The organism is Rhodococcus wratislaviensis (assembly GCF_900455735.1).
Classification (GTDB): Bacteria; Actinomycetota; Actinomycetes; order Mycobacteriales; family Mycobacteriaceae; genus Rhodococcus_F; species Rhodococcus_F wratislaviensis.
Genome location: NZ_UAUI01000008.1, coordinates 94,997 through 117,796, shown reverse-complemented (window position 1 = coordinate 117,796; position 22,800 = coordinate 94,997). Strand labels below are relative to the sequence as shown.

22 protein-coding genes and 1 pseudogene are annotated in these 22,800 nt (G+C 67.4%); 5 read left to right on the top strand and 18 right to left on the bottom strand.

Annotated elements, in window-relative coordinates; all coding sequences use genetic code 11:
* Positions 1–258: 258 nt before the first annotated feature.
* Complete coding sequence (locus tag DTA22_RS12330; protein WP_112299585.1) at positions 259–1,797, bottom strand: alkaline phosphatase D family protein; 1,539 nt, start codon at positions 1,795–1,797, stop codon at positions 259–261.
* Positions 1,798–1,829: 32 nt separating this feature from the next.
* On the opposite strand from DTA22_RS12330, the gene DTA22_RS12325 reads away from it, so the two are divergent.
* On the top strand, positions 1,830–2,423 hold the full coding sequence (locus DTA22_RS12325) for a methylated-DNA--[protein]-cysteine S-methyltransferase (protein ID WP_409372699.1): 594 nt from the start codon (positions 1,830–1,832) through the stop codon (positions 2,421–2,423).
* On the opposite strand, the gene DTA22_RS12320 is transcribed toward DTA22_RS12325, so the two are convergent.
* Genes DTA22_RS12320 through DTA22_RS12265 form a run of 12 tightly spaced genes read right to left on the bottom strand, consistent with a single transcriptional unit; the run spans position 2,359 to position 15,065 of the window.
* Positions 2,359–2,790, bottom strand: a complete 432-nt coding sequence (locus DTA22_RS12320; RefSeq protein ID WP_112299608.1) for a racemase — start codon at positions 2,788–2,790, stop codon at positions 2,359–2,361. The two genes, DTA22_RS12325 and DTA22_RS12320, sit on opposite strands and share 65 nt — an antisense overlap.
* A gap of 19 nt (positions 2,791–2,809) precedes the next feature.
* Complete coding sequence (locus tag DTA22_RS12315; RefSeq protein WP_112299583.1) at positions 2,810–3,316, bottom strand: 2-oxo-4-hydroxy-4-carboxy-5-ureidoimidazoline decarboxylase; 507 nt, start codon at positions 3,314–3,316, stop codon at positions 2,810–2,812.
* The gene (locus DTA22_RS12310) at positions 3,309–4,607 is read right to left on the bottom strand and encodes a 2-isopropylmalate synthase (RefSeq protein ID WP_112299582.1); all 1,299 of its coding nucleotides are present in this window, start codon (positions 4,605–4,607) and stop codon (positions 3,309–3,311) included. Before DTA22_RS12310 ends, DTA22_RS12315 begins: the two co-directional genes overlap by 8 nt.
* Complete coding sequence (locus DTA22_RS12305) at positions 4,594–6,099, bottom strand: chlorohydrolase family protein (protein ID WP_245973328.1); 1,506 nt, start codon at positions 6,097–6,099, stop codon at positions 4,594–4,596. Before DTA22_RS12305 ends, DTA22_RS12310 begins: the two co-directional genes overlap by 14 nt.
* Positions 6,096–7,559, bottom strand: a complete 1,464-nt coding sequence (locus tag DTA22_RS12300) for an amidohydrolase family protein (protein WP_112299581.1) — start codon at positions 7,557–7,559, stop codon at positions 6,096–6,098. Before DTA22_RS12300 ends, DTA22_RS12305 begins: the two co-directional genes overlap by 4 nt.
* Positions 7,556–8,536, bottom strand: coding sequence for a sugar phosphate isomerase/epimerase family protein (locus DTA22_RS12295; RefSeq protein WP_160118503.1), 981 nt, complete (start codon positions 8,534–8,536; stop codon positions 7,556–7,558). Before DTA22_RS12295 ends, DTA22_RS12300 begins: the two co-directional genes overlap by 4 nt.
* Positions 8,533–9,642, bottom strand: coding sequence for a sugar phosphate isomerase/epimerase family protein (locus DTA22_RS12290; RefSeq protein WP_037243629.1), 1,110 nt, complete (start codon positions 9,640–9,642; stop codon positions 8,533–8,535). The genes DTA22_RS12295 and DTA22_RS12290 overlap by 4 nt, the downstream gene beginning before the upstream one ends.
* Positions 9,643–9,698: 56 nt before the next feature.
* Entirely contained in the window at positions 9,699–10,526 is an 828-nt protein-coding gene (locus DTA22_RS12285) for an ATP-binding cassette domain-containing protein (protein ID WP_037243627.1), read from the bottom strand.
* Complete coding sequence (locus tag DTA22_RS12280; RefSeq protein ID WP_037243625.1) at positions 10,526–11,512, bottom strand: ABC transporter ATP-binding protein; 987 nt, start codon at positions 11,510–11,512, stop codon at positions 10,526–10,528. Before DTA22_RS12280 ends, DTA22_RS12285 begins: the two co-directional genes overlap by 1 nt.
* A gap of 6 nt (positions 11,513–11,518) precedes the next feature.
* Positions 11,519–12,415, bottom strand: a complete 897-nt coding sequence (locus tag DTA22_RS12275) for an ABC transporter permease (RefSeq protein WP_037244190.1) — start codon at positions 12,413–12,415, stop codon at positions 11,519–11,521.
* Between the two features lie 5 nt (positions 12,416–12,420).
* Complete coding sequence (locus DTA22_RS12270; RefSeq protein WP_052033779.1) at positions 12,421–13,482, bottom strand: ABC transporter permease; 1,062 nt, start codon at positions 13,480–13,482, stop codon at positions 12,421–12,423.
* A gap of 11 nt (positions 13,483–13,493) precedes the next feature.
* Positions 13,494–15,065 (bottom strand): ABC transporter substrate-binding protein, encoded by a 1,572-nt coding sequence (locus DTA22_RS12265; protein WP_112299579.1) that lies wholly within the window; start codon positions 15,063–15,065, stop codon positions 13,494–13,496.
* 222 nt (positions 15,066–15,287) lie between these two features.
* On the opposite strand from DTA22_RS12265, the gene DTA22_RS12260 reads away from it, so the two are divergent.
* Positions 15,288–16,022: a GntR family transcriptional regulator gene (locus DTA22_RS12260; RefSeq protein ID WP_245973329.1), complete on the top strand. Its 735-nt coding sequence runs from the start codon at positions 15,288–15,290 to the stop codon at positions 16,020–16,022.
* Positions 16,023–16,123: 101 nt separating this feature from the next.
* On the opposite strand, the gene DTA22_RS12255 is transcribed toward DTA22_RS12260, so the two are convergent.
* Entirely contained in the window at positions 16,124–17,413 is a 1,290-nt protein-coding gene (locus tag DTA22_RS12255; protein WP_037243621.1) for an adenylosuccinate synthase, read from the bottom strand.
* Positions 17,414–17,631: 218 nt separating this feature from the next.
* Between DTA22_RS12255 and DTA22_RS12250 the strand changes: the two genes are divergently transcribed.
* Together DTA22_RS12250 and DTA22_RS12245 are read left to right on the top strand one after the other, a co-directional pair.
* Entirely contained in the window at positions 17,632–18,285 is a 654-nt protein-coding gene (locus DTA22_RS12250; protein WP_037243619.1) for a hypothetical protein, read from the top strand.
* Entirely contained in the window at positions 18,282–19,055 is a 774-nt protein-coding gene (locus DTA22_RS12245) for a site-2 protease family protein (RefSeq protein WP_037243617.1), read from the top strand. Before DTA22_RS12250 ends, DTA22_RS12245 begins: the two co-directional genes overlap by 4 nt.
* Before the next feature lie 39 nt (positions 19,056–19,094).
* Here the strand turns inward: DTA22_RS12245 and DTA22_RS12240 are convergent, their stop codons facing one another.
* Genes DTA22_RS12240 through DTA22_RS12225 form a run of 4 tightly spaced genes read right to left on the bottom strand, consistent with a single transcriptional unit; the run spans position 19,095 to position 21,282 of the window.
* The gene (locus DTA22_RS12240) at positions 19,095–19,592 is read right to left on the bottom strand and encodes a winged helix-turn-helix transcriptional regulator (RefSeq protein ID WP_037243615.1); all 498 of its coding nucleotides are present in this window, start codon (positions 19,590–19,592) and stop codon (positions 19,095–19,097) included.
* Between the two features lie 41 nt (positions 19,593–19,633).
* Complete coding sequence (locus DTA22_RS12235; RefSeq protein ID WP_037243613.1) at positions 19,634–19,906, bottom strand: DUF6510 family protein; 273 nt, start codon at positions 19,904–19,906, stop codon at positions 19,634–19,636.
* A gap of 19 nt (positions 19,907–19,925) precedes the next feature.
* Complete coding sequence (locus DTA22_RS12230; RefSeq protein WP_112299578.1) at positions 19,926–20,693, bottom strand: ferredoxin reductase; 768 nt, start codon at positions 20,691–20,693, stop codon at positions 19,926–19,928.
* Positions 20,683–21,282 (bottom strand): sulfite oxidase-like oxidoreductase, encoded by a 600-nt coding sequence (locus DTA22_RS12225; protein ID WP_112299577.1) that lies wholly within the window; start codon positions 21,280–21,282, stop codon positions 20,683–20,685. The genes DTA22_RS12230 and DTA22_RS12225 overlap by 11 nt, the downstream gene beginning before the upstream one ends.
* Before the next feature lie 106 nt (positions 21,283–21,388).
* Here DTA22_RS12225 and DTA22_RS37140 point away from each other — a divergent pair.
* Positions 21,389–22,794: pseudogene (locus tag DTA22_RS37140) on the top strand (MFS transporter).
* Positions 22,795–22,800 lie beyond the last annotated feature (6 nt).

Below are 22,800 nucleotides of genomic sequence, written 5' to 3'. Positions count from 1 at the left end.
CGAATCCATGACAACACTGATCACTCTCGCGTGCATGGTTCTCCTGGCCGCAGCGGTTGCGCACTACGGCCCAAAAGAAGGAGGTAAGGGCGTTTTTCGCCTCGAGCAGTTCCGGATCGGCGCCCCTCTCGGCGGGATTTTCCATGAGGAGCCACCGGACCCGAGCAGCAGGTCGAGCAGTCCAGATTCTGCTGACTGGACCTCCCCCCATGTGAGTGCGAAAGTGTGCGGGGGCACACTTTCGCACTCACGTGGGGGTCAGCGCGCGGGCGGCGGCAGCAGCTGACTGAACAGCACCGTCCCGGCCGCGTCGAGGAGGTCCACCCGCATCTCCGACGTCTGCCCGTCGATGAACACCTCACCGAAGTGCTGGTATCCGTCGAGCGGCGACGAGTTGGGTGCGGGCGGCGCGTGCACGAACACGGCCTCGGGACCGAACGTGGCGTCGAGGTCGTTGGGACCGAAGCCGCCTGCGTTGAGTGGACCGGAGACGAACTCCCAGAACTCGTCGAAATCCTTGTACACGGCGCGGTCGGGCGAGTACCGGTGCGCGGCCGTGTAGTGCACGTCCGCGGTGAGCCACACCGTCCCGGTGATCCGCCCCGCCTTGATCGCCGACAGCACCTGGGCGATCTCGGATTCCCGGCCCGACGGCGGACCGGGCTCCCCGTTCGCGACACCCTCGAACGCGGTGTCGCCGTCCGGGACCACCACCCCGAGCGGGAGGTCGTTGGCGATGATCTTCCACGTCGCCGTGGACGCACCTAGTTCCCGGATCAGCCACTCCTTCTGGGCCGCACCGAGAATCTGCCCGGCCGCACCGGTGTTGACCCCGTTCGCGTCCTTGTAGGTGCGCATGTCGAGGACGAAGACATCCAGCAGTGGGCCGTATCCGATCTTGCGGTACACCCGGCCGTCGACCGCGTCGGCCGGCTCGACCGGCAGCCATTCGTGGTACGCCTGGAACGCTCTCTGCGCCAGCACGTCCACGTTCTTCTCCGTGTACGCGTCGAGGTCGAGCACCTCGCCGGGGTACCAGTTGTTGACGGTCTCGTGGTCGTCCCACTGAACGATCTGCGCCACCGAAGAATTGAACCTGCGGTAGTTGTCGTCGGTGAGGTTGTACGCGTACTGGCCGCGGTACTGGTCCAACGTCTGCGCGACCGCGCTCTTCGCCTCGCTGACCGTGTTCCGCCACACGCGTCCGTCCGGCAGTGTGACGGACTCCTTCAACGGCCCGTCCGCGTACACGACGTCGCCCGAGTGCAGGAACAGGTGCGGGTCGCGCGCGGCCATCGTGTCGAAGACCCGCATTCCCCCGACGTCCGGGTTGATTCCGTATCCCTGGCCCGCCGTGTCCCCGGACCACTGCAACCGGATGTCGCCTGCCACGCTCGGCGCGGTGCGGAAGACGCCCGTCACCGCCTCCGAGGTGGCACCGTCGTCGCCTTCGAGGGTCACCCGGTAGTGCACCTGCTGCCCTGCGGGAAGCCCGGTCAGCCGCAACCTGCCGGTGCCGTCGGTGTCCGGGGTGAGCAGCCCACCCTCGAATCGCACCGGGTCGGTAAAGGACTCGGTGGCCGAGGTCTCCACGATCATCGTGGCCGGACGGTCGGACCTCGCCCAGACGAGCGCACCGTCGGCTCGCACGTCCCCGGCCGCGACGCCGTGCGTCAGGGTGGGTCGTTCGCGGACCAGCGCCGGACCCGTGCTACCGGAGTCGGAGCACGCGGCGGCGGGCACGGCCAGCAACCCGAGTGCGGTGGAGCGAAGCAGCGTACGGCGGGACAGATACACGAAAACATCTCCTCGGTCGGCGAGCTTCGAGGATGTCCAACCGTGGTCAACGGAAGGTGAACGTCGGATGTGGGAGGCATACTGGATTGGTGACCACAGGAATCGCCCTGTTCGACACGGCCCTCGGCACCTGCGCCATCGCGTGGCGGGCCGCCGGGATCGTGGGCGTGCAACTGCCCGAGGGTTCACCCGAAGCCACCCGGCAGCGGCTCGAACACTGTTTCCCGGATGCGGTGGAGCACCAGCCGCCGGCGCCGGTCCAGCGGGCCATCGACGGAATACGCGAACATCTGGGCGGCGCACTCGACGATCTGCGGTGGATCGACCTCGACTTCGAGGGAGTCCCCGAATTCGACTGCACCGTATACGACCTCACCCGCGCGATCGACCCGGGCACCACGCTCACCTACGGCGAGATCGCGGCGGAACTCGGCAAGCCGGGGGCCGCGCAGGCCGTCGGTCAGGCTCTCGGCCGCAACCCACTGCCGGTCGTGATCCCGTGCCATCGCGTCCTCGCCGCCGGCGGGCAGGTGGGCGGATTCTCCGCCGGTGGCGGCACCCTCACCAAGCGCGAACTGCTGGCCCTCGAACACGCTCCGGGTTTCGACGACCCGGTGCTGTTCTGACTGTCGCCTGCGGGTCGCCGACGAGTTCACGCGCCAGTGCTGCGGCTGCCGCCATCCTGTCGCCGCCGGGAACCCGGAGAGTCCGGACGACCCGCTGATCCGCCCCGGTCACCCGGGCGCATCCCAACACGAACGCCTGCCCACCGGCGACGATCGCCCGTTCCACGGCGTGGACGAACGCATCGACCGTCGACCTCGGGTCACCTTCGAACACCCAGACCCCGAGATCCGTCGACACCACCGCCACGCACCCGCCGGCCTGCGACGTGTCGTGCCCGAATGCCTCCAGGACGGCGGCCGCTGCGTGGAAGCTGTCGTCCCACCGGCCGGCCGGCGCCCGGGTGCTCGCTTCGACAGTCCTGATCATCGGCTCGAATGTATCGCAGTCACCCCGGCCCTTCACACCTCGCGATCAACGTCGCGATCCTCCCCTCTCCGATCGCGACCATGTGACCTGCGGCGAGAACCAATTCGTCGGCTCGGTCGTTGGTCAGTCTCCGATCGATCTCCGCCAGGATGTGCTCCAGTGTGAGCCCCTTCGCCGCGATGACCACGGGAAAGCCGAACCGGGCGCGATACCGGGACTCCCGCTCGCGTAGGACGGTGAGTCTTCCGGCCGAACTGGCGACGAGTGCACCGTGCTCGGCGGCGGCATGGGCCGAGTCGGGAGGGTCCGAGAGCGGAAGGTAGTTCGCCAGCGCCGTCGCGACGTCTGCGGGCGTCAGGGACCGCCATGCGTCCGCGGCTGCTGCGAGAAGGTCCTCTCGGTCGGCGTACGGGCGTGCGGACAGCACCGCGGTGGCCCAGGTCCGCGACGGCGTACAGATCAGCAGCTCGTTCTCCAGAGCGGACTCGTCCAGGGCATTGAGCGTGACAACGGCAGTGTCAGGCATGGGCGCTCGCACGCCGATACAGTGCGAGGCTTTCTTCCGCCACCCGGGACGCCTCCCCGGAGGTCAGCCACCGTGGATAGGACGTCACCGCCGCCACCGCGTCGTCCAGGGCGGTGCGGACGATCGCGATCTCCTCCGCGTCGGCTTCGAGCCCGAGTGACTGCAGGAGCACCTCGGCCATACGGTCGGTGGTGAGACTGTCCCATACCCATTCCTGCCGACCGCCCACCACGGCGGGGCTCACGCACGACGAGACGGGCGGGAACACGTCGGGTCCCCCGGTGATCGCAGCGATGACGTCACCGGGCATGTGCTTGAGATGGGCATATCCTCCGACCACCGGCTTGAGCGGCGGCAGCCCCACCGAACTCTCGGACGCGACGAGTTGCGCCAGGGAGGTCAGCTGTTCGACGTGGATCCCGGTGTCGACGCCGTAGAGAACTTCGAGACCGAGGACCACCTCCTCCAGCGCGGCGAAGCCGGCGCGGTAGGACATTCCGGACACCGATACGTCGGGGCTCGCGCCTGCCGTCGCGGCCGCGATGGCCGTGGCGGTGCCGAGTCCGAAGTCGTCGTGCACGTGCATCGTGATCGGCACGTCCTCGACCAGGCGCTCCCGGAACGTGCGGACGAACAGTTTCATCGCCTCCGGGCCGAGACTGCTCGTCGAGTCCATCAGGTCGAGGCGCCGCGCACCGAGTTCGACGGCGACGTTGCAGGCTGCCACCAGATCGTCGAAGTCGCGGCGGCCCACGTTGGCGAGCGTGATCGTGGCGTCGCAGCCCAGCTCACGCAGGTACTCGAAGAACCTCTCTAGATCCCGGAACTGACGTGACCGGGCGGCGGCCGAGGGCGCCGGGACGATGCCCGGTGCGAACGTGCGCACTCCCCACTCGTGCAGTTGATCGACGGTTTCCGTCATGCCGACCTGCTGGTAGTTCTCTCCGTCCGACAGCAGGGTGTCGGCGTACACGTTGAGCCGGAATCCGAAGTCCCGGGCGGCGACGGCTTGAACGAGTGCCGCTTCGCGCGGCATCGGTGACGCTCCGCCACCCCAGTTGATGTTGATGCTTTCCTCCCGGACCCCCGCCGCACCGAGCGCCGCGGCGATCCGCACGAATCCGTCCATCGATGTGGTTGCGCCTGCGGTGAACAGCGTCTTCCGCAGTGTGCTGTCGATCAGCGCGAACGGTGAAGGCCAGTCGTACTGCGCCTGGACGGTGGCGTCGAAGTTGAAGGGACTCACCCAGTGACTGCCTTCGACGAGGTGCGAGCGCTCAGGATTGATCATGCGAATACCTCTTCGGTGTCGTGGTTTTCGTGATGTCGGGGAAGGTCGGCGGGAAGAGTTCGGCCGGCAGTCTGCGCCGGTGGTCGCGTTCGCCGTAGGCCGCTCGCATACGTTCGAACAGACCCTGCGCGTGAGCCTGCAGCCGCGACTGGTCGGCGCCGAGTACGACGCCGTCGGCCATGACGGTGCGGCCTGCGACCACCGTTCGGCGGACGTCGCGGGCCGTTCCGTTCATGGTGAGGGTGCGGAGCGGATCGTCGCGGACTCCCATGGCGAAGTCGGCGAGATCGACGACGATGAAGTCGGCACTCGCTCCGGGCTGCAACCGACCCAGATCCGGTCGGCCGAGGGCACGAGCACCGCCGATCGTCGCAGAACGGATGTAGTCGGCTGTGGCACCCGCCGCGAGTGACCCGTCGGCCCGTTTGGCGAGATTGGTGCCGTAGTCGATTCCGCGGACGAGGTCCGGGGGAAACGAGTCGGTTCCCAGCGCGATGTGGACACCCGCCGTTCGGTAGCTGTCGTACGACTCCAGCACGGCCCCGTACCGAATGGACGTCATCGGGCAATGCACAATGGTGACACCCGCCTCCGCCAGGCGCCGCAGGTCCGCCTGCCGACCGCGACCGCCGCCCGGCGCGCCGAGATGGATGCCGTGGGGCACCAGCAGGCGCGTCTCCAGAAGTCCGGACGCCTCGAGGAGTTCGACGGGGCGCATCCCGTACCACTCGTCGAGCAGCGCCAACTCCACCTCACCCTGCATGCAGTGCAGTCGCACCACCGTGTCGCGGGCAACCGCCAGCCGAGCGGTCGCCGCCATCAGTTCCCTGGTCAGGGTCTCGATCCTGCAGGGCAGGAGGGCGCCGTGCACGAGGTCGCCGCCGTGGTCGGCGGCATAGTCGAGGAACCGCTCGGCGTCCCGGAGCCCGGCTCGGCCCCGTTCCTCGTCGAACAGCACCGACCGGCGTCCACCGTCGACGACGTTGACGCCGGACCGGTAGGCGGGGCCGAGGTATCCGCGGATTCCGAGACGCTCCGCGATCCGCGCGACCTCGACCATGTCGTCACAGGTCTCCGCCCAGCTGCTGTGAGCCTCGGAGGCGATCGGCATGAAGGTGGTGACACCGTGCCGAAGAAGCTGCGCCAGAGCATATTCGCGGATGACGGCACGTTCGGGTGCGTCGAACACATCGCGTCGCCCCGATCGGAAGTAGTCGGCCGACCACTGCTGCCCGAGTGCCAGTTCGGGTGTCGCCCAGGAGTCGAGCAACGCGTGGTCGATGTCGGCCAGCGCATCGAGGTCGATGAATCCCGGCATGATCAGGGCGTCGCCGCAGTCGATCGTCTCGTCGACCGGGCCGTCCCATCCCCGTCCCGCGTGCAGGATCCGCGCGCCCCGATAGACGATCTCTCCGTCGGAGACGAGCACGTGATCGCCGTCGCGATGGGCCAGGACGTGGGCAGCCGTCATCCTGACCACCGGTTCCGTCATGGCACCGTCACCTCGATCGGCTCGTCGAATTCACGCCTGTTGCTTCGCCATCCGGGATCGGTGAGGTGGTGCGCCAGGCCGGCGCGTTCGACGAGCAGTCGGGCGTGCCGGTCCCCCTCGTCCAGTGCCGCCGCCTCGTCGACTCCGCACACGACGCGGTCTTCCATCACCACCGTTCCCCCGACGATCACGGTGTGCACGTCGGCTCCGGTCGCCTCGTAGACGAGGCGATGCACCGGCATCCAGTTGGGTACGAGATGCGGCTTGCGCATGTCGAGAATCGCCAGATCGGCTCGTTTGCCCACTTCGATGGATCCGAGGACGTCTGCCATTCCGAGGACCGCGGCCGCGTCGATCGTGATCATCTCGAGCAACCGGCCCGGTGGCAGCAGGTAGGGATCGTCGGCGAGAAGTTGATTGGCGGCCTGAGCGGCGCGGGCGGCCTGCAGGAGGTCGAAGGGACGCCGCGGCGACGACCCGTCGGTGGTGATCGCAACGGTGATCCCTGCCTGCAGCATCTGGGGTACCGGCGCCCGTCCTCCCGGCGCATGCCCCACGGACGTCCCGGTCTCCGCCAGGATCGCGACCTCCTCGGCGGACAGACCGGTGCAGTGCTGCAGGTGGACGTCCGGCCCGAGGAGCGCATGCTCCCGGTCCTTCGCCGCGAGCCGCACCATGCCACCGAAGGCGTCCGAGTGGATGCGGACACCCCAGCGCTCCGCGGCTTCCCTGACCCGGCGCGCCTGGTAGCGATCGTCGTCGGTGAGATGGGTGGCGACGTCGGGTCGCGACGGGTGGGACGGATCGACCGAGGGGACGATCGTGAAAGGGGTCAGGAACACCGACGTGAGATCGCCCTCGTAGCCGTTCACCGTCTCGATCACCGATTCCGCGCCGGACAGCAACTCGTCGAATCCGACCTCGCGTCGACGGGGTACCCCGCCGGACCACTGCGTGACTGCGTGGGGCAGCGGCAAACCCGCCGGCCCGACACACACGACGTCGCGTAATCCGACCTCCCGGTAGGCGCGTGCGTGAGCCAGTGAGATCTCGGGATCGTCACTGCGGGGGCGTGATCCCATGACGCTGACGCCGCACGTCACTCCGGCGCGGACGCGCTCGAGCGCGGACACGAGTCCGTCGTGATACCAGTACTCCGGTGTCGTGGCGTGGAAGTAGGCCGGTGTGACGGTTCGCATCCAGAACGTCGGGCTGTCGCATCCCAGTGTCTTGATCAGCGAGTGGCCGGCGTGACCGTGGGCGTCGACGAGACCGGGAATCACCAGCTTGCCCCGGCAGTCGATTCGGCGGACGGACGGATCCGTGACGGCGAGGAGCGCGTGGCCGGCACCGACCGCACTGATGAGCCCGCCGTCGATCAGGACGGCGCCGTCGTCGATGATCCGGCGTTCACGGTCCACCGTCACGACGGTGGCTCCGTGCAACAACGTCGCGGTCATGCCGCCGTCCCGCGCGTCATCGTCGCCAGTTCGGACAGTGCAGCGTGCAGTCGCGGCGCCGCGGCCATCACCGGAGGCCGGTCGGGCCGCGCCCTGGCCGACAGGATCGAGAGTTCCCTCAGTGAGACGTCGCTGTTCTGCAGCAGCCACCGTTCGTCACACACCGGCATCTCGAACTCTCCGCGGTGCAGGTCGATCAGGACCGGGGCGCCGGATCCTGTGCCGTCGAGGATGCGGAAGATCGCTCCCCAGTCGATGTCGCCCTCACCGCCCGGGCACAACCGTCGCGCGAGACCGCGACCGGTGAAGGTGATCCACGCGTCGTCGTAGTGAATCCGGGCAACGTGCGGTGCGAGCCGGGCGGTCGCCAGCTCCGGATCCTCGACTCGCACCGGCAAATTGACCGGATCGAGAGCCACCGCCAGATGATCGGAGCCGACGGCCTCGATGAGCGCGAGAATTTCGTGTGACGTGATCTCCTCGTGCGTCTTGACCGCGAGCTTCAGGCCCAGGTCGGTGAGCACCGGGGACAGGTTTCGATACAACTGCGCCGTGGCGTCGAGTTGCTCCGGCCACACGAACGACGCGTCATAGCGGTCGTCCAGCGTCCCCACGACGACCTGGACGTAGTCGGTGCCGAGTTCACCGATAGCCGTCAACGCCTGGCTCAATCCCGCCACCAGATCGCCCCGCCCCGCTTCACGGAATCGTGTGGTCCGCTCGGCATGCCCGGCGGACACCGTTCCCAGCGCGCAGCTCAGCCGAACGCCGAGGGAACGCCCGTAGTCGGCAAGTGCCCGAAAGACGGCCGGATCGAGTGTGGACGAAATCGCGAACGGAGAAGCGAACTCCACGTGCCGCAGACCGAGACCCGACGCCGTGCGGATGGTCTCCCGAGGGGTCGAATCCTCGCCCAGCGCACGCGCGCACGCACCGAGGTCACGGCGAACGGTGCCGACGTCGTCGCCGGCGGTCACCGCGCCGACTCCGCGAGATTGCCCGCCGCGGTGGCCGATTCGACGGGAAGTCCGTGTTCCGCGCACACGCTCCGCACGTGATCCGCGCTGGACCTGATGTACGACACCGTCTCCGCGTAGCCGTACGGCAGCGCGGCATAGGCGGCGTTGTCGATCCGTTCCCCCGACCGGATCTGCCGGTCGTACGACTGCACCATGTCCAGGTACGCCGCCATCTCCTGGACCGTCAGATCGGGGTGGCCGTCCAGGAATTCGGGGTCGAACGCTTCGATGAGCATCGTCCGCCGGGGACGTGGCACGTCGTCGAGCGACTCGTCGTTCTCGATCGTGAGATTGAGCGCCGGATTCGCCGCCGCGAGTACCGGCAATATGCGATGGAAGTCGACGACGCCGGTACCGCACGGGCGCATCTGATAGGCGAGACCACCCTCGGTGTACGTGATCGCGGCGTCCTTGATGTGGGTCTGACGCACGTACGGTGCCAGCCGTTCGGCCGCCCAGACGGGATGTTCGAGGCGTTGAAGCACGTTCGCGGTGTCGAACACGACCCCGACCACATCCGAGCCGACCGCCTCCACCAGACGGACCAGTTCGAACGACGTGATCTCCTCGTGTGTTTCCAGGTTGAGGTGAATACCGAGGTCTCGTGCGATCGGAGCCAGTGTTCCGAGAAAACGCGCCGTCGCGGCCAGTTGTTCCGTCCACGTCACGTCGGTCCGGAAGCGGTCGTATGCCCAGCGGCCGCTGTACGCCGATTTGTAGTTCGCAGTGGCCACCCACAGCTCACGGCAATCGATTGCGGCGCACGCTTCCATCATCCGGCGGAAGCCGAGGACGATGTCACCGTCGCCGACGGCGCGCAGCTCCGGCGCCTCCGGGTTCGCGTAGGGATTGACCTTGCCCAGACCGGTCTCCAGGTACATACCCAGTTCGTCTGCCTTGGATCGGATGTCGCGCAATTCACCGGCGTCCAGGGCCGGACTCATATCGAGCACCGTTCGGAAGAACAAGCCGGCCATACCCAGTTCGCCGGCGTGGTCGAGGCTGTTCACGGGACCCCGAGTGCGGCTCTCGGGAATCTTGCGTCCGTCTACACCAATTCGCATGTCTACCTACTTCTGTCAGGGATGATCGATGAGATGAAGGCTGCGGCCCGACGCCCTCACGGCAGAGTCAGGGCGCCACCGGGAACGGTTCGCCCGGCGCGGGCCAGAACCGGGTCGGGAACCGGCACCGCCTCGAGTAGTTCGCGGGTGTATCGGTGACGTGGAGTGGAGAACACCTGTCGGGTGGGCCCTTCCTCCACCACCACGCCGGACCGAAGGACCGCCACCTGAGAACAGAGTTGCTGCACGATCGCGAGATCGTGTGCGATGAACAAGATCGTCACCCCGAGGTCCTCGTGCAGGGACGCCAGCAGGTTGATCACCTGCGCCTGCACCGAGACGTCCAGGGCCGACACCGGTTCGTCGCACACGAGCAGCCTCGGGCGAAGGATCAGGGCGCGAGCGATGGCGATGCGCTGCCGCTGTCCACCGGAGAACGTCGCGGGCAATCGGGCCATCGCATCCGGGTCGAGACCCACCTCGATCAGGGTCTGCGCGACCCGCTCACGCCGCTCCGCGCGGGTACGGGCCAGGCGGTGGACGACGAGCCCCTCGCCGACGATCTGTTCCACCGTCATCCGAGGGTTGAGGCTGGCGTACGGATCCTGCGCGACCAACTGGACGTCGCGTCGAAACCGGCGCAGCTCTCCGCCCCGGAGCGCATGGACGTCGCGCCCTTCGAAGGTGACGGTCCCGGAGTCCGGTCGCTCGAGCCGCACGATGCACTTGATGAGCGTGGACTTGCCGGAACCGGATTCGCCGACCAGTCCGAACGTGCCGCCCTCGGGCACCGACAGGTACACGTCGTCGAGTGCCTTGCTGCCGCGGGATCCTCCGAAAGTCTTGTTCAGACCTCGGATGTCGAGAAGGGGTGTCCCGTTCATCAGTTTCGGCTCCCTCGATCGAGATGACAGGCGCGGCGTCCACCGTCAGCGGTCGCCGTCATCGATGGGGTTTCACTCGCGCAGCGGTCCATCGCGACAGGACATCGCGGATGGAACGGGCAGCCGGCGGGCCGCAGCGCCGGTGACGGAGGCGCACCGGGAATGGTGGTCATCCTGGCGAGCTGAACATCCAGCCTCGGCACTGCGGCGAGGAGTCCTGCGGTGTAGGGGTGCAGAGGGTCCGCGAACAGTGCGCGGACCGGGCGATCCTCCACGATCCGCCCCGAGTACATCACCGCGACACGGTCGGCGAGTCCGGCGACGACCCCGAGGTCGTGCGTGATCAGCAGGAGTCCGAGCCCTCGTTCACGGGTGACCTCGTCGAGCAGGTTCAGCACCTGCTGTTGCACTCGGACATCGAGCGCTGTCGTCGGCTCGTCGGCGATCAGAATCTCCGGCTCCCCGATGAGTGCCATCGCGAGGACCACGCGTTGCCGCATACCCCCGGAGAATTCGTGCGGATAGGCGCCGAGTCGTTCGTGTGCACGCGCGACCCCGAGTTCACTCAACACCTCGGCAGCCCGTCGAAGTGCGTCCTTTTTCCTGACGCCGCGTTGCCGCAGCGGCTCACTCACCTGCGCGCCGATCGTCTGCAGCGGGTCGAGAGCGCCCATCGGGTCCTGGAACACCATCCCGATGCGACTACCCCGGATCGCGGCGAGGCGGCGTTCGGTCTGCGCCAGGATCTCGGTGTCGCCCAGCCGAATCGAACCGCCGATCGCCAGTGAACCGTCCAAACGCATGAGTGCGCGTGCCGTCACCGACTTTCCCGAACCCGATTCTCCCACCAGAGCCACGCGCTCGCCCGCCGCCACCGTGAGATCCACGCCGTCCACCAACCGGACGGACGTGCCACCCGGCTCGGTGTCGATGGTCAGCCCGGAGATCCGGAGGAGTGCGGTGCGCTGAACTACTTCTGTCGTCATGATCGATCACACTCCTCGTCGTGCGGGGTCGCGCCGCTCGTGCAACATGTCACCGAGCAGCCCGAAGGCCGCGGCCGTGATGACGATCGCGATGCCCGGCACGAGCGCAGCCCACGAGGCCGTCGACAGGTAGTCACGTGCGCCGGCGACGGCCGCGCCCCACTCTGCGCTCGGCGGCTGCGCACCGACACCGATGAACGACAGACCCGCGAGCACCAGGACGGTATTGCCGATGTCCCCCGCCCATTTGACGGTCATGACGTCGAGCGAGTTCGGCAGCACGTGCCGTGTCATCAGGCGCCATCGGCTGACCCCGAGGACCACTGCACCGTCCACGAACGGCGACGCCATCGTCTCGCGCATCACGCCGCGCAGCAGTCGCGCCGTGTACGGCCAGCCGGTGGCGATCATCGCGATCAGGGCGCTGCTCAGGCTCGGACCGAGTGCGGCGGCGATACCCAGTGCCACGACGAGTCCGGGAAGAGCGAACCCGATGTCCGTCACCCGCATGAGAGTTTCGTCGACCCACCGTCCTCCGACGGTGGCCATCGTGGCGAGCACCGTTCCGATGAGCGAGTACGCGGCGACGACCAGAACGGCGGACAGCACCGACGACCGGGCACCCGCGATCGTGCGCCACAGCACGTCTCGCCCTTGGTCGTCGGTCCCCAGCCAGTGGTCGCTGCTGGGAGCGGCAAGGGCGTTCGCGATGTCCGACCGGTAGACGGATTCGGGTGCGACCCACGGACCGACGACGGCGAGTAGCACGATCACGGCGACGGTACCGACCACCACACTGTCGAGCAGTCCCCATCGCGATCGGCGTCGACGACCGCGGATCGCCGCGGATCGCCATCGGCCGGCCACTCCGGCCACTCCGGTGACATTCGCTGCAAGACTCATCGGACTCACTGCACCTTTCCGGGTGTGCGCAGCCGGGGGTCGTGGGCCAGCTGGAGCATGTCCACGATGAAATTCGCGACGACGACGATCACACCGATGACCGTGACGGTGCCGATGACCGCGGTGATGTCCTTGCGACTCACCGCATTGGAGAGGTAGTCACCGACCCCGGACAACCCGAACACGGATTCGACGAAGATCGCGGAACCGACCAGCATGCCGATCTCGATGCCGATGATGTTCAGAAGCGGTCCGGTCGCGTTGGGAAGCGCGTGCCGGGTCCACAACCTCAGGGTGGGAACACCTTTCGCTCGGGCAACTGTCATGTGATCGCGGCTCCGGACCCGGAGGAGATCGGCACGGAGGGCCCGGAACATCTGTGCTGCGACGGCGACGGAGAGCACGAACGCGGGCAGCATCAGGTGCTGAAACGCATTGCTGAACGCGGCGAAGTCTCCGGCGAGGGCGGCGTCGACGAGTGTCATCCCCGTTCGGTGCGGGACTTCGACGCCCACCGAGATGCGTCCCGAGATCGGCAGGATCTGCATCCACGAGCCCAGCACCCATTGCAGCATCAGCGCGAGCCAGAAACCGGGCAGCCCGAAGGCGACGATCGCACCGACGCGGCTGACCTTGTCGAATCCTCCTCGTGATCGCGCCGCCGCGACTGTCGCCATCGGGACCGCGAAGGATACCGCGAGCACCATTGCGAGAAGAACCAATTCGAGCGTTCCGGGCAGGCGTGCGAGGACGTCGTCGAGCACGGGCTGACGGGTGGAACTCGAGGTGCCCAGATCGCCGTGGAGCATCCGGCCGAGATAGTCGAAATACTGCACGGCCGCCGGCTTGTCGAGACCCAGCTGACTACGCACCTCTTCCACCTGTTCCGGAGTGGCGCTCTCCCCCGCGGCCACCTGAGCCTCGTCCCCGGGAATCACTTTGGTCATGGCGAAGACGATGGTGGCCAATCCGACCAGGGTGAGGAGCGCTGCGCCCAGTTTGCGGCCGAGAAACGCCGCCGGCGCCGTGACACGGTCTACTGCGCGAGGCAGGTCGAGTGTGGTCATCGGGTACTCCCTCACGCCACGCGAATCGCGGGAACCCAGACTCCGCTGCCCACAACCGCCGGACCGACACCGGTCACCCTGTTGCTGTGAGCGGTGGTCTGCCCCAGGGTGTACATGTTGACGGCCACCGCGTCGTTGCGAATATCCTCTTGAGCCTGCTTGTACAGGTCGCACCGCGCCTCGGCATCGGAGGTCTCGGCCGCCCGGCCGAGCAACTCGTCCACCGTGGGATTGCTGTATCCGGATTTGTTCGTTCCGACCTGGTCCGACTTGTACGTCTTGACCAGCATCACTCCGGGGTCCGGGTACTGCGCGAAGTCGGTGGCGAGCATCATCTGCGGAATCGAGTCGGGCGACTTCAGAGCCGACAGATAGTCCGCGTACGCGATGGGCTCGAGATCCAGCGTGACACCGATCTGCGCGAGGTTGGACTGCAGCAGCGTCGCTTCGCGCTCCTGCTCCCTGAAGACGGGCTGAAACTTCATGGTGAGGGTCAGATCGGACATCCCGGCGTCGGAGAGCAACTTCTTCGCCTGATCGAGATCCTGCCCGTAGGCGGGCATATCCGGCCGGCACGAGAACTGTCCGGGCAGCGGGCCGGTGGCGATGCTGCCGTTGCCACCCCGAATCGTCTCGAGGCCACCGGTGTAGTCGTACGCCATCTGGACGGCCTGCCGTACGGCCTTGTTCGCCGTCGGCCCGTTCATCACGTTGAAGAAGATGTTCGCCTGTAGGTTGACCGGCTGACTCTGCACCGTCACACCGGAGAAGCCGTTCAGCGCCTCGGCGTCGGCGTTGGTGAGCCCGAACGACACATCGATGTTGCCGGCCTTCAGTTCCGCACTCTGCGTGGCGCTCTCGTCGATTCGCCGATAGACGAGCGCGGCCGGACGCCCCTCGTCGCCCGCCCAGTAGTCGTCGAACCGTGTCAGGTTGTACGTGTCGGCACCGCCCGGGCCTGCCAGCACGTAGGGCCCGGACCCGGCATCGTGGCCCGCGAGATACGCCTGCCCCCGGTCGGTCCCCTCGTTGGCTTTCACCAGGGCCGAGTTGAGGACGTAGATCTTCGAGAGAGCGCCCAGGAACAGCGAGTTCGGTTCCGTCAGTTCGATCGTCAGGCTCTGCGGGCCGGTGACCGTGGTACCCAGGTATCCGGTCATCTGGCCGGCAATGCCCTGGCCCAGCGCCGCCGTCCGATCGAGCGTGTACCGGACGTCCTCGGCGGTGACTGGAGCACCGTCGTGGAAGGTCGCCGCGCGCAAGGTCATCTGGATCGATCGCGCATCCGGGGACGGGGCGAACTCGGACGCCAGCTGACCGACGATCTCGTTGTCGGCGTCGTAGGTGACCAGGGTGTCGTACAACGCCTGGTCGACGAAGTTCGTCTGAGCGTAGTCGGCGCGGATGGGGTCGAGTGTGGCGATCTGATTCTGGTAGGCCAGGACGACGGGCCGGTCGCCCGGTCCCCCGTCGGCGTCGGTCCTGGCCGCGCTGGTGCACGCCACCAGGGAGGAGGTGACCGCCAGGCCGATCAGCGCGTACCCGAAACCCTTGCGAGCAAGCTTTTTTCGTTCAGTGGACACGGGATTCCTTCCGAATGGAGAGGGTAGTTCCGAAGCTTTCGACGAAGTGAGCGGCGACCGAATTGCGCCACACTGCGCTGCCGGGCCGGATGTATATGGTCTACCAAGTGCGGAACCCGAGCGCCAAGCGTGGAGCGTTACATTCGGGTTAATCCCTCTGACCAGCACCATCGTGAAACGCGTCCAGTGGTCGACTTCAACTTGGTATGCCATGATCGGTTCATGACGGTGAACCTGAACGGCGAGATCGGGGTCGCGGAATCCACGACGCCGACTCTGGGCACGGGCGTGGCCGGCGGACTGTCGGACGTGCCGCTCCCGAAGCAGATCTATTCGGTGATTCGCGAGCGCATCATCTCGGGCGCCTACCCACCCGGCAGTCGCCTGCGGGAGCGCGAATTGTCGCAGGAGTTCGACGTCTCGAGGGTCCCGCTGCGCGAAGCGTTGCCGCAGTTGGAATGGGACGGATTCATTCAGATCCTGCCCCGGCGGGGCGCGGTCGTGACTCAGCTGTCACTACGTGACATCGAGGAACTGTTCGACGTGCGGTTGGCGTTGGAACCGTACGCGGCACGATGCGCGGCCGAGAACGTGGCTCGGGGTGCATCCATGGAGGAACTGCTGTCGACGATGGCGCGCACCGAGGAATTGATCGGAAACGACGAACCGCTCCTGATCCCGGCGGTCAACGCGCGGTTCCACATGGACGTCGTCGAGCTGTCCGGCAACAAGCTACTCGTGTCGGTGATGAATTCGCTGATGGGCCGGGTCCACTGGTTGTTCCGGCTGACGTGGCACCACAATCCCGCCGTGTCGTGTGCAGCGCATCGGGAACTCGTCGAAGCGATCCGCAGCGGAAACGGGAGACTGGCGGAAGCCAGCGCGTTCGCTCACATAGAGCACGGGCGCAAGCCGACGTTGGAGCGCCTCGCGGCGTCCCTGCCGGCAACCCTGTAGGTCACAGCGCCACCTACCCGTCGCCCGATGTCGCATCGGTTCGATCTGACAGAACCGCGGTGACATCGGGCGACGGTAAGTGAAACGAAGAGGCGAGCGGACTACCGCACCACGTCGCGGCGGACGATGGTCTCGTCGCGGCCGGGGCCGACGCCGATGCAGGAGATGTACGCACCCGACAGTTCCTCGAGGCGCAGGACGTAGTTCTGCGCGTTCTTCGGGAGCTCCTCGAACGTCCGGGCGTGGGAGATGTCTTCCCACCAGCCGGGCATTTCCTCGTAGATCGGCTTCGCGTGATGAACGTCGGTCTGCGACATGGGCATCTCGTCGTACCGCACGCCGTCGACGTCGTAGCCGACGCAGATCGGGATGGTGTCGAGGCTGCTGAGCACGTCGAGCTTGGTGAGGAAGTAGTCGGTGATGCCGTTGACACGCGTTGCGTAGCGGGCGATCACGGCGTCGAACCAGCCGGTGCGACGGGCACGGCCGGTGGTGACACCCACCTCGCCGCCGGTCTTGGCGAGGTATTCGCCGTTCTGGTCGAAGAGTTCGGTCGGGAACGGACCCGAGCCGACGCGGGTGGTGTACGCCTTGAGGATGCCCAGCACCGTCGTGATCTTGGTGGGTCCGATGCCCGAACCGACCGCTGCGCCACCGGACGTCGGGTTGGACGACGTCACGTACGGGTAGGTGCCGTGGTCGACGTCGAGGAGCGTGCCCTGCGAACCCTCCAGCAGCACCGTCTCGCCGCGCTCGAGTGCCTCGTTGAGCTGCAGACGCGTGTCCGCGATGCGGTGCTTGAAACCGTCGGCCTGCTCGAGCACCTCGTCGACGACCTGCTGCGGGTCGAGGGCCTTGCGGTTGTAGATCTTGACGAGCACCTGGTTCTTGAACTCGAGTGCCGCCTCGACCTTCTGGGTGAGGATCTTCTCGTCCAGCACGTCCTGCACCCGGACGCCGACACGCGCGAGTTTGTCCTGGTAGCAGGGCCCGATGCCGCGGCCGGTGGTGCCGATCTTCTTGGCCCCGAGGAAGCGTTCGGTGACCTTGTCGATGGCAACGTGGTACGGCATGATCAGGTGCGCATCGGCCGAGAGCAGCAGGCGGCTGGTGTCCACGCCCCGCTCCTCGAGTCCGGCGAGTTCGGTGAGCAGCACTCCCGGGTCCACCACGACACCGTTGCCGATGACGTTCGTGACGCCCGGAGTGAGGATTCCGGACGGGATCAGATGCAGAGCGAACTTGTCGCCGTTGGGAAGAACCACTGTGTGTCCGGCGTTGTTACCGCCCTGGTAGCGCACCACCCACTGCAGGCGTCCGCCCAGTAGATCGGTAGCTTTGCCCTTGCCCTCGTCGCCCCACTGGGCGCCGATCAGGACGATTGCCGGCATGACGTTGTCTCCTACGGTCGACGTACAGTCGTATCCGACTGCGTGGTCCTGCCGTTCGTAGGCAGTGGCCGGGGGAACAGTCTAGCCGAGGGCACGGAGAACAGACCCCACAGTACGGCTGGGGAGGCCATGTCGGGCGTGCCACTAGGATGATCCGAAAGGGAAGCTGCGGAAATCGCGGCGGGACATCCGGGCGAGGAGTGGCGTTGACCCCCGTAGTGCTCATATGCGGCGACGTGCCGCTTCCCCTACCTCTGGGCTCCATTTCGACCTCCAGCGCACCTGCCGTCCCGGACAAGGACGACTTCGACGAGGTCTTCTCCAAACTTCAGGTGGTCGTGGATCCGCGGCTGATCGTGGTGGGCAGTGACGCCGCCTTCGCGGCCACCCTCACACGGTTGATGCGCACCGAACGCCTGCACATCGAGCTCGCGTACGTCGCGGAGCATCGTTCGGAGGCGACGGACGCCTACCACCTGTCCTCCGGCGCCCGCGGCGCCCGCACCGCGCTGAAGGGAACGGCCAAACCGGTCCCGCTCATCCGCGACGACGCGGGGATCGCGCTCGTCGGGTGCGCCACCGTCACGGGCCCGGACGGGGGCCCCCTCGTCGGCGAGGCCTACGTCGACGACACCCGGCTGTTCTCGGGGACGACGACGAGCATGAACGTCACCCCGACCCCCCGGATGCCCGGTCTGCGGGCGTCGGTCGAACCTCGCCGGCGCTGGCTGCCCCGCCGCTGGGTCGAGGGTCGCGCCGTGCAGCTCGGGTCGCCCGCCGCGGCGCTCGACCGCGACGGTGTGCCCAACCCGCGCGAGGTCAAGCGTTCGACGTTCTACCGCCACGACCAAGAGTGGTTGCTGGTCCGATGAGCCTGCCCCGGGCGCGGACCACCGCGGTCCGTCCCAGTCCGGTGTTCCTCCTGGTCGTCGCCGTCGCAGTCGCCGGCGGTGTTCTCGCGTGGCGTGCCGAACCGGCGTCGGTGCTCGGCCACGTCGGGGTGTTCCTGCTGGTGGTCGCGGGATGGGTGGTGACGCTCTGCCTGCACGAGTTCGCGCACGCGTACACGGCATGGCGGCACGGCGACACCGACGTCGAGGTGCGCGGCTACCTCACGCTCAACCCGGTGAAGTACAGCCACCCGCTGCTGTCGATCGGTCTCCCGGTGCTGTTCATCGCGCTCGGCGGGATCGGCTTGCCCGGCGGCGCCGTGTACCTGCGCACCGGGCTGTTCTCGCCGAAGGTGCAGGCACGGGTGTCGCTCGCCGGACCCGCGGTGAATCTGGTGTCCGCGATCGTCCTCCTCGTGGTGATCCGCTGGTTCGGGCTGGGCGGCGACCACCTGGTGTTCTGGACGGGACTGAGCTTTCTCGCGTTCCTGCAGGTGATGGCCACCGTGCTCAATCTCCTGCCGGTTCCCGGGCTCGACGGCTATGCCGCGCTCGAGCCGTTCCTGTCGCCCCGCACCCGCAGGTCCGTCGACCAGTTCAAGCCGTACGGGCTGCTGATCCTCGTGGCGCTGCTGTTCGTACCGTCGATCAACGTGGTGTTCTTCGACGTCATCTACCGGCTGTTCGAACTGTCCGGTGTGCCGGAGATCTACGCCCAGTACGGCAACCGTCTGATGCGCTTCTGGCTTTGACCCGTGAGTACTTGTCAACCGCGGGCGGTTGACAAGTACTCACGGGCGGGACGCATCCTCTTCGGTGAAGTTGGGGGTCAGCCGCAGTTCCGCCAACGGCACCTCCCGGTCGGGACTGCGGACCTCGACGCGCACGGGTTCGCCGGTCGCGTCGTCCGCCAGTCCGATCGGCGGCCCGTACTTGCCCTGGAGGTACTTGTCGCCCCACTGCATCAGCGCGAGCACAGCGGGCAGCAGGTCGCGCCCCTTCTCGGTGAGCACGTATTCGTAGCGGGTGCGCTGCCCGGGCTCCTTGTAGGGTTGCCGCTCGAACAGGCCCTCGGCGGTCAGTTCACGCAGCCGGGATGCCGCGACCGCCTCGGTGATGCCGACCCGTTTCGCGAAGTCATCGAATCGCGTGGTGCCGTAGTAGGCCTCGCGCAGGATCAGGACGGCCGAACGCGTGCCGATGACGTCCATCGCCTTGCCGATGGAGCAGTGTGTCGCCCGCCAGGTGTCGCGATCTGCGAGAAAGCCGTCCAACCGTGCCGCGTCCATGCACCTCAGCATAGCTGACTTGCAGACTCCATAGTCAGCGGTCACAGCCTCCAGGACAGATGCGAAAGCCCGCTGGCGTCGAGTTCGAGCCCGCGCGGAGTCGACACCAGCCGCAGCAGCACCTCCTGACATCCCGGGCACCGCACGACGACACCGGGCGCACGCGTGTAGACGTGCACGGCCGCCATCGGTCCGTCGAGACCGCAGAACCGGCACTGCCCGGTCGCCGCGGTGAGGTCGTGAACGAAGATCTCCGCGAACGGCCCGCCGAGAACGTTCCCGTCCTCGAAGTCGTTGCCCTGCAACGTACTCATCGACAATTCCTTCCTCCGGTCACGGCCCCGAGGGACCGAACCGCTCGGTCTTGATGTCGTCCGGCGAGTGCCCGAGCGAGAGCAGCAGGCGAGCCGCCTCCTCGACGAATCCGGTGGGCCCGCACACGAAGCAGCGCGGCGCGAAGTCCGCCGGCCATCCCCACGCCGCGAGATCGGCGGCACCGATCCGCCCCGCCGGGCGCCGCGGCGAGTCCTCGCGGGTATGGAGAACGACCGTTTCGACTCCCCCGTCGCCGCTCCCGGGCCTGTTCAGCTCGTCCGCGAACAATTCGTCGGCCCGCGTCCGGAGGGAGTACACGAGCCGGAACGGCGTGCGGTCGTGCCGAAACCGCCGCTCGCGAATCATCGACATCAACGGCACGACGCCCGACCCACCCGCGACGAGAAGCACCGGCGCGCCGCCACCCTCGCGCGGCGACCACACGAACCAGCCGCCGATCGGTCCGCGCACCTCGATCAGATCGCCCGCGGCGAAAAGATCGGTCAGATACGGAGACACCTCACCATCCGCCACCCGCTGGACGACCAACTGCAGTCGCCACCCACCCGGTGAACGTTCGGCCGGCGACGCCAGCGAATAGCTCCGTTCGGTGGTGTACCCGTCGGGGCCGGTCAGGCGGAGATCGACGTGCTGCCCGGCGCGGTGCCCCGGCCAGTCCGGAACCTCGAGGACCAGGGCCCGCGCACTCGCCGTCTCGGGCCACGACTCGACGAGTTGCGCCACTCGCCAGCTGAGCACGGCGCGGCCCAACAGCTCACTGGTCACCCTGGTACCTCTGCTCCCGCCACGGGTCGCCGCGATCGTGGTAGCCGAGTTGTTCCCAGAATCCCGGGACGTCCTGGGTGACGAGCTGAATCGACCGAACCCATTTCGCGGACTTCCACAGGTAGAGATGGGGTACGAGCAGTCGGGCCGGACCCCCGTGCACCGGCGCGAGCGGCGCGCCCTCGTAGGTGTGCGCGATCCACGCCTTGCCACCGAGGATGTCGGCGACGGGGAGGTTCGTGGTGTAACCGCCGTCGCATCCGACGAGGACGAATCCTGCGGACGTCTCGACGTCCGCGAACAGGGTGTCGAGGGAGACGCCCTTCCACGAGGTTCCGAACTTCGACCATCGCGTGACGCAGTGGAGGTCGACCGTCGGCCGCTCCTGCGGGAGCTTCATGAATTCGGCCCACGACCACTCGTGGCGCCGGCCGGTCTCGTCGGTCACGGTCAGCGTCCACGTGTCGGTCGGAACGCGGGGCGTCGGCCCCGCCGAGAGGACCGGGAAGTCCCCGACCTCGTACTGCCCGGGCGGAAGAGAGTGCTCGCTGCGAGGCCTGCCGTGGAAGCCGGGGGTCAGAACAGCCATGCCTCACGTTAGGACCGCCACGGGATCTCTGCAGCGCAAACCGTCGATCCGAGGCGTCCGTCACACCTGACTTGCCATAGCCATAGTCAGGTGTACATTGCTGACTATGGCCCTCAATAGTCAGGTGCGTGAGAAAGTACGGCTCGGCCCACTCCTCACCGTCCTCTCCGGCGCGTCGTTCGTCGCCAGCCTCGATCTGTTCGTCGTCAACGTCGCGTTCGGCGACATCGCGGCGAGCTACCCCGGCTACAGCCTCGGCGACGTCAGCTGGGTGCTGGGCGGCTACGCGATCGTGTTCGCCGCACTCCTGGTTCCGCTCGGACGCTGGGCCGACCGCGTCGGCCGCCGGCGCGGATTCCTTCTCGGGCTGGCGCTGTTCACGGCGGCCAGCGCGGCGTGCGCGCTGAGCCCCTCACTGTGGCTGCTCGTCGCCTTCCGACTTCTCCAGGCCGTCGGTGCGGCCGCATTGACCCCCGCCGGCCTGGGACTGCTGATCAGCACGGTTCCCGAAGCCAAGCGTGCGGGCGCGGTCCGGATCTGGGCCGCGTCGGGCGCCGCGGCCGCGGCCTTCGGACCCGTGGTGGGTGGTCTGCTCGTCGAGGCGTCGTGGCGCTGGGCCTTCCTGATCAACGTCCCCATCGGTATCGCCTTCCTGATCTCCACCGTCCGGTTGGTCCCCGACTTCCGTCCGACCGCCCGCGACACCGACCTCGACCTGTTCGGCGCTGTCCTGCTGACCGTCGGCATCGGCGCCCTCGCACTCGGGCTGGTCCAGGGACCCGACTGGGGATGGGGCGACCCCCGAATCGCGATCGCGTTCACCGTGGCTGCCGCGTCCGTCGCACTGTTCTGGTGGAGCAACAGCCGGCAGCGCGAGCCCTCATCGAACCCGCCATGCTGAAGGTGCGCACGTTCGCCTGGTCGAACGTGACCGCCCTCGCGTTCAGTGCTGCCTTCGCGGCCGGCCTGCTCGCGAACATCCTGTGGTTGCAGCAGGTGTGGGGGTACTCTGCGCTGCTGACGGGTCTCGCTATCGCGCCGGGCCCGTTGATGGTGCCGGTGTTCGCCATCGTCGGCCAGTTCCTGTCCCGCAGATTCTCGGCCGGAGCGCTCACCGCGGCGGGCAGCACCCTCTGGGCGGCCGGCGCCTTACTCGTCCTCTCGTCCGTCGGGATGGAACCGCAGTACGCGTCGGAACTGCTGCCCGGCTGGATGATCGCCGGTGTCGGAGTCGGACTGGCGTTGCCGACGATTCTGTCGTCCGCCACCGCCGGACTACCGCAGTCGCGCGCGGCCACCGGTAGCGCCGTCGTCACCATGAGCCGTCAGATCGGAACCGTGCTGGGTGTGAGCATGCTGGTCGCCCTCCTCGGTACGACCGCCGGTTACGAAGACACCCACTCCGCATTCCAACTCGCCTGGTCGGCGGTGGCCGTGGTGGCCGTCGTCGCCGCACTCGCCGCCTCAGGGATGAACCCACCCCGTGAGTACTTGTCAACCGCCCGCGGTTGACAAGTA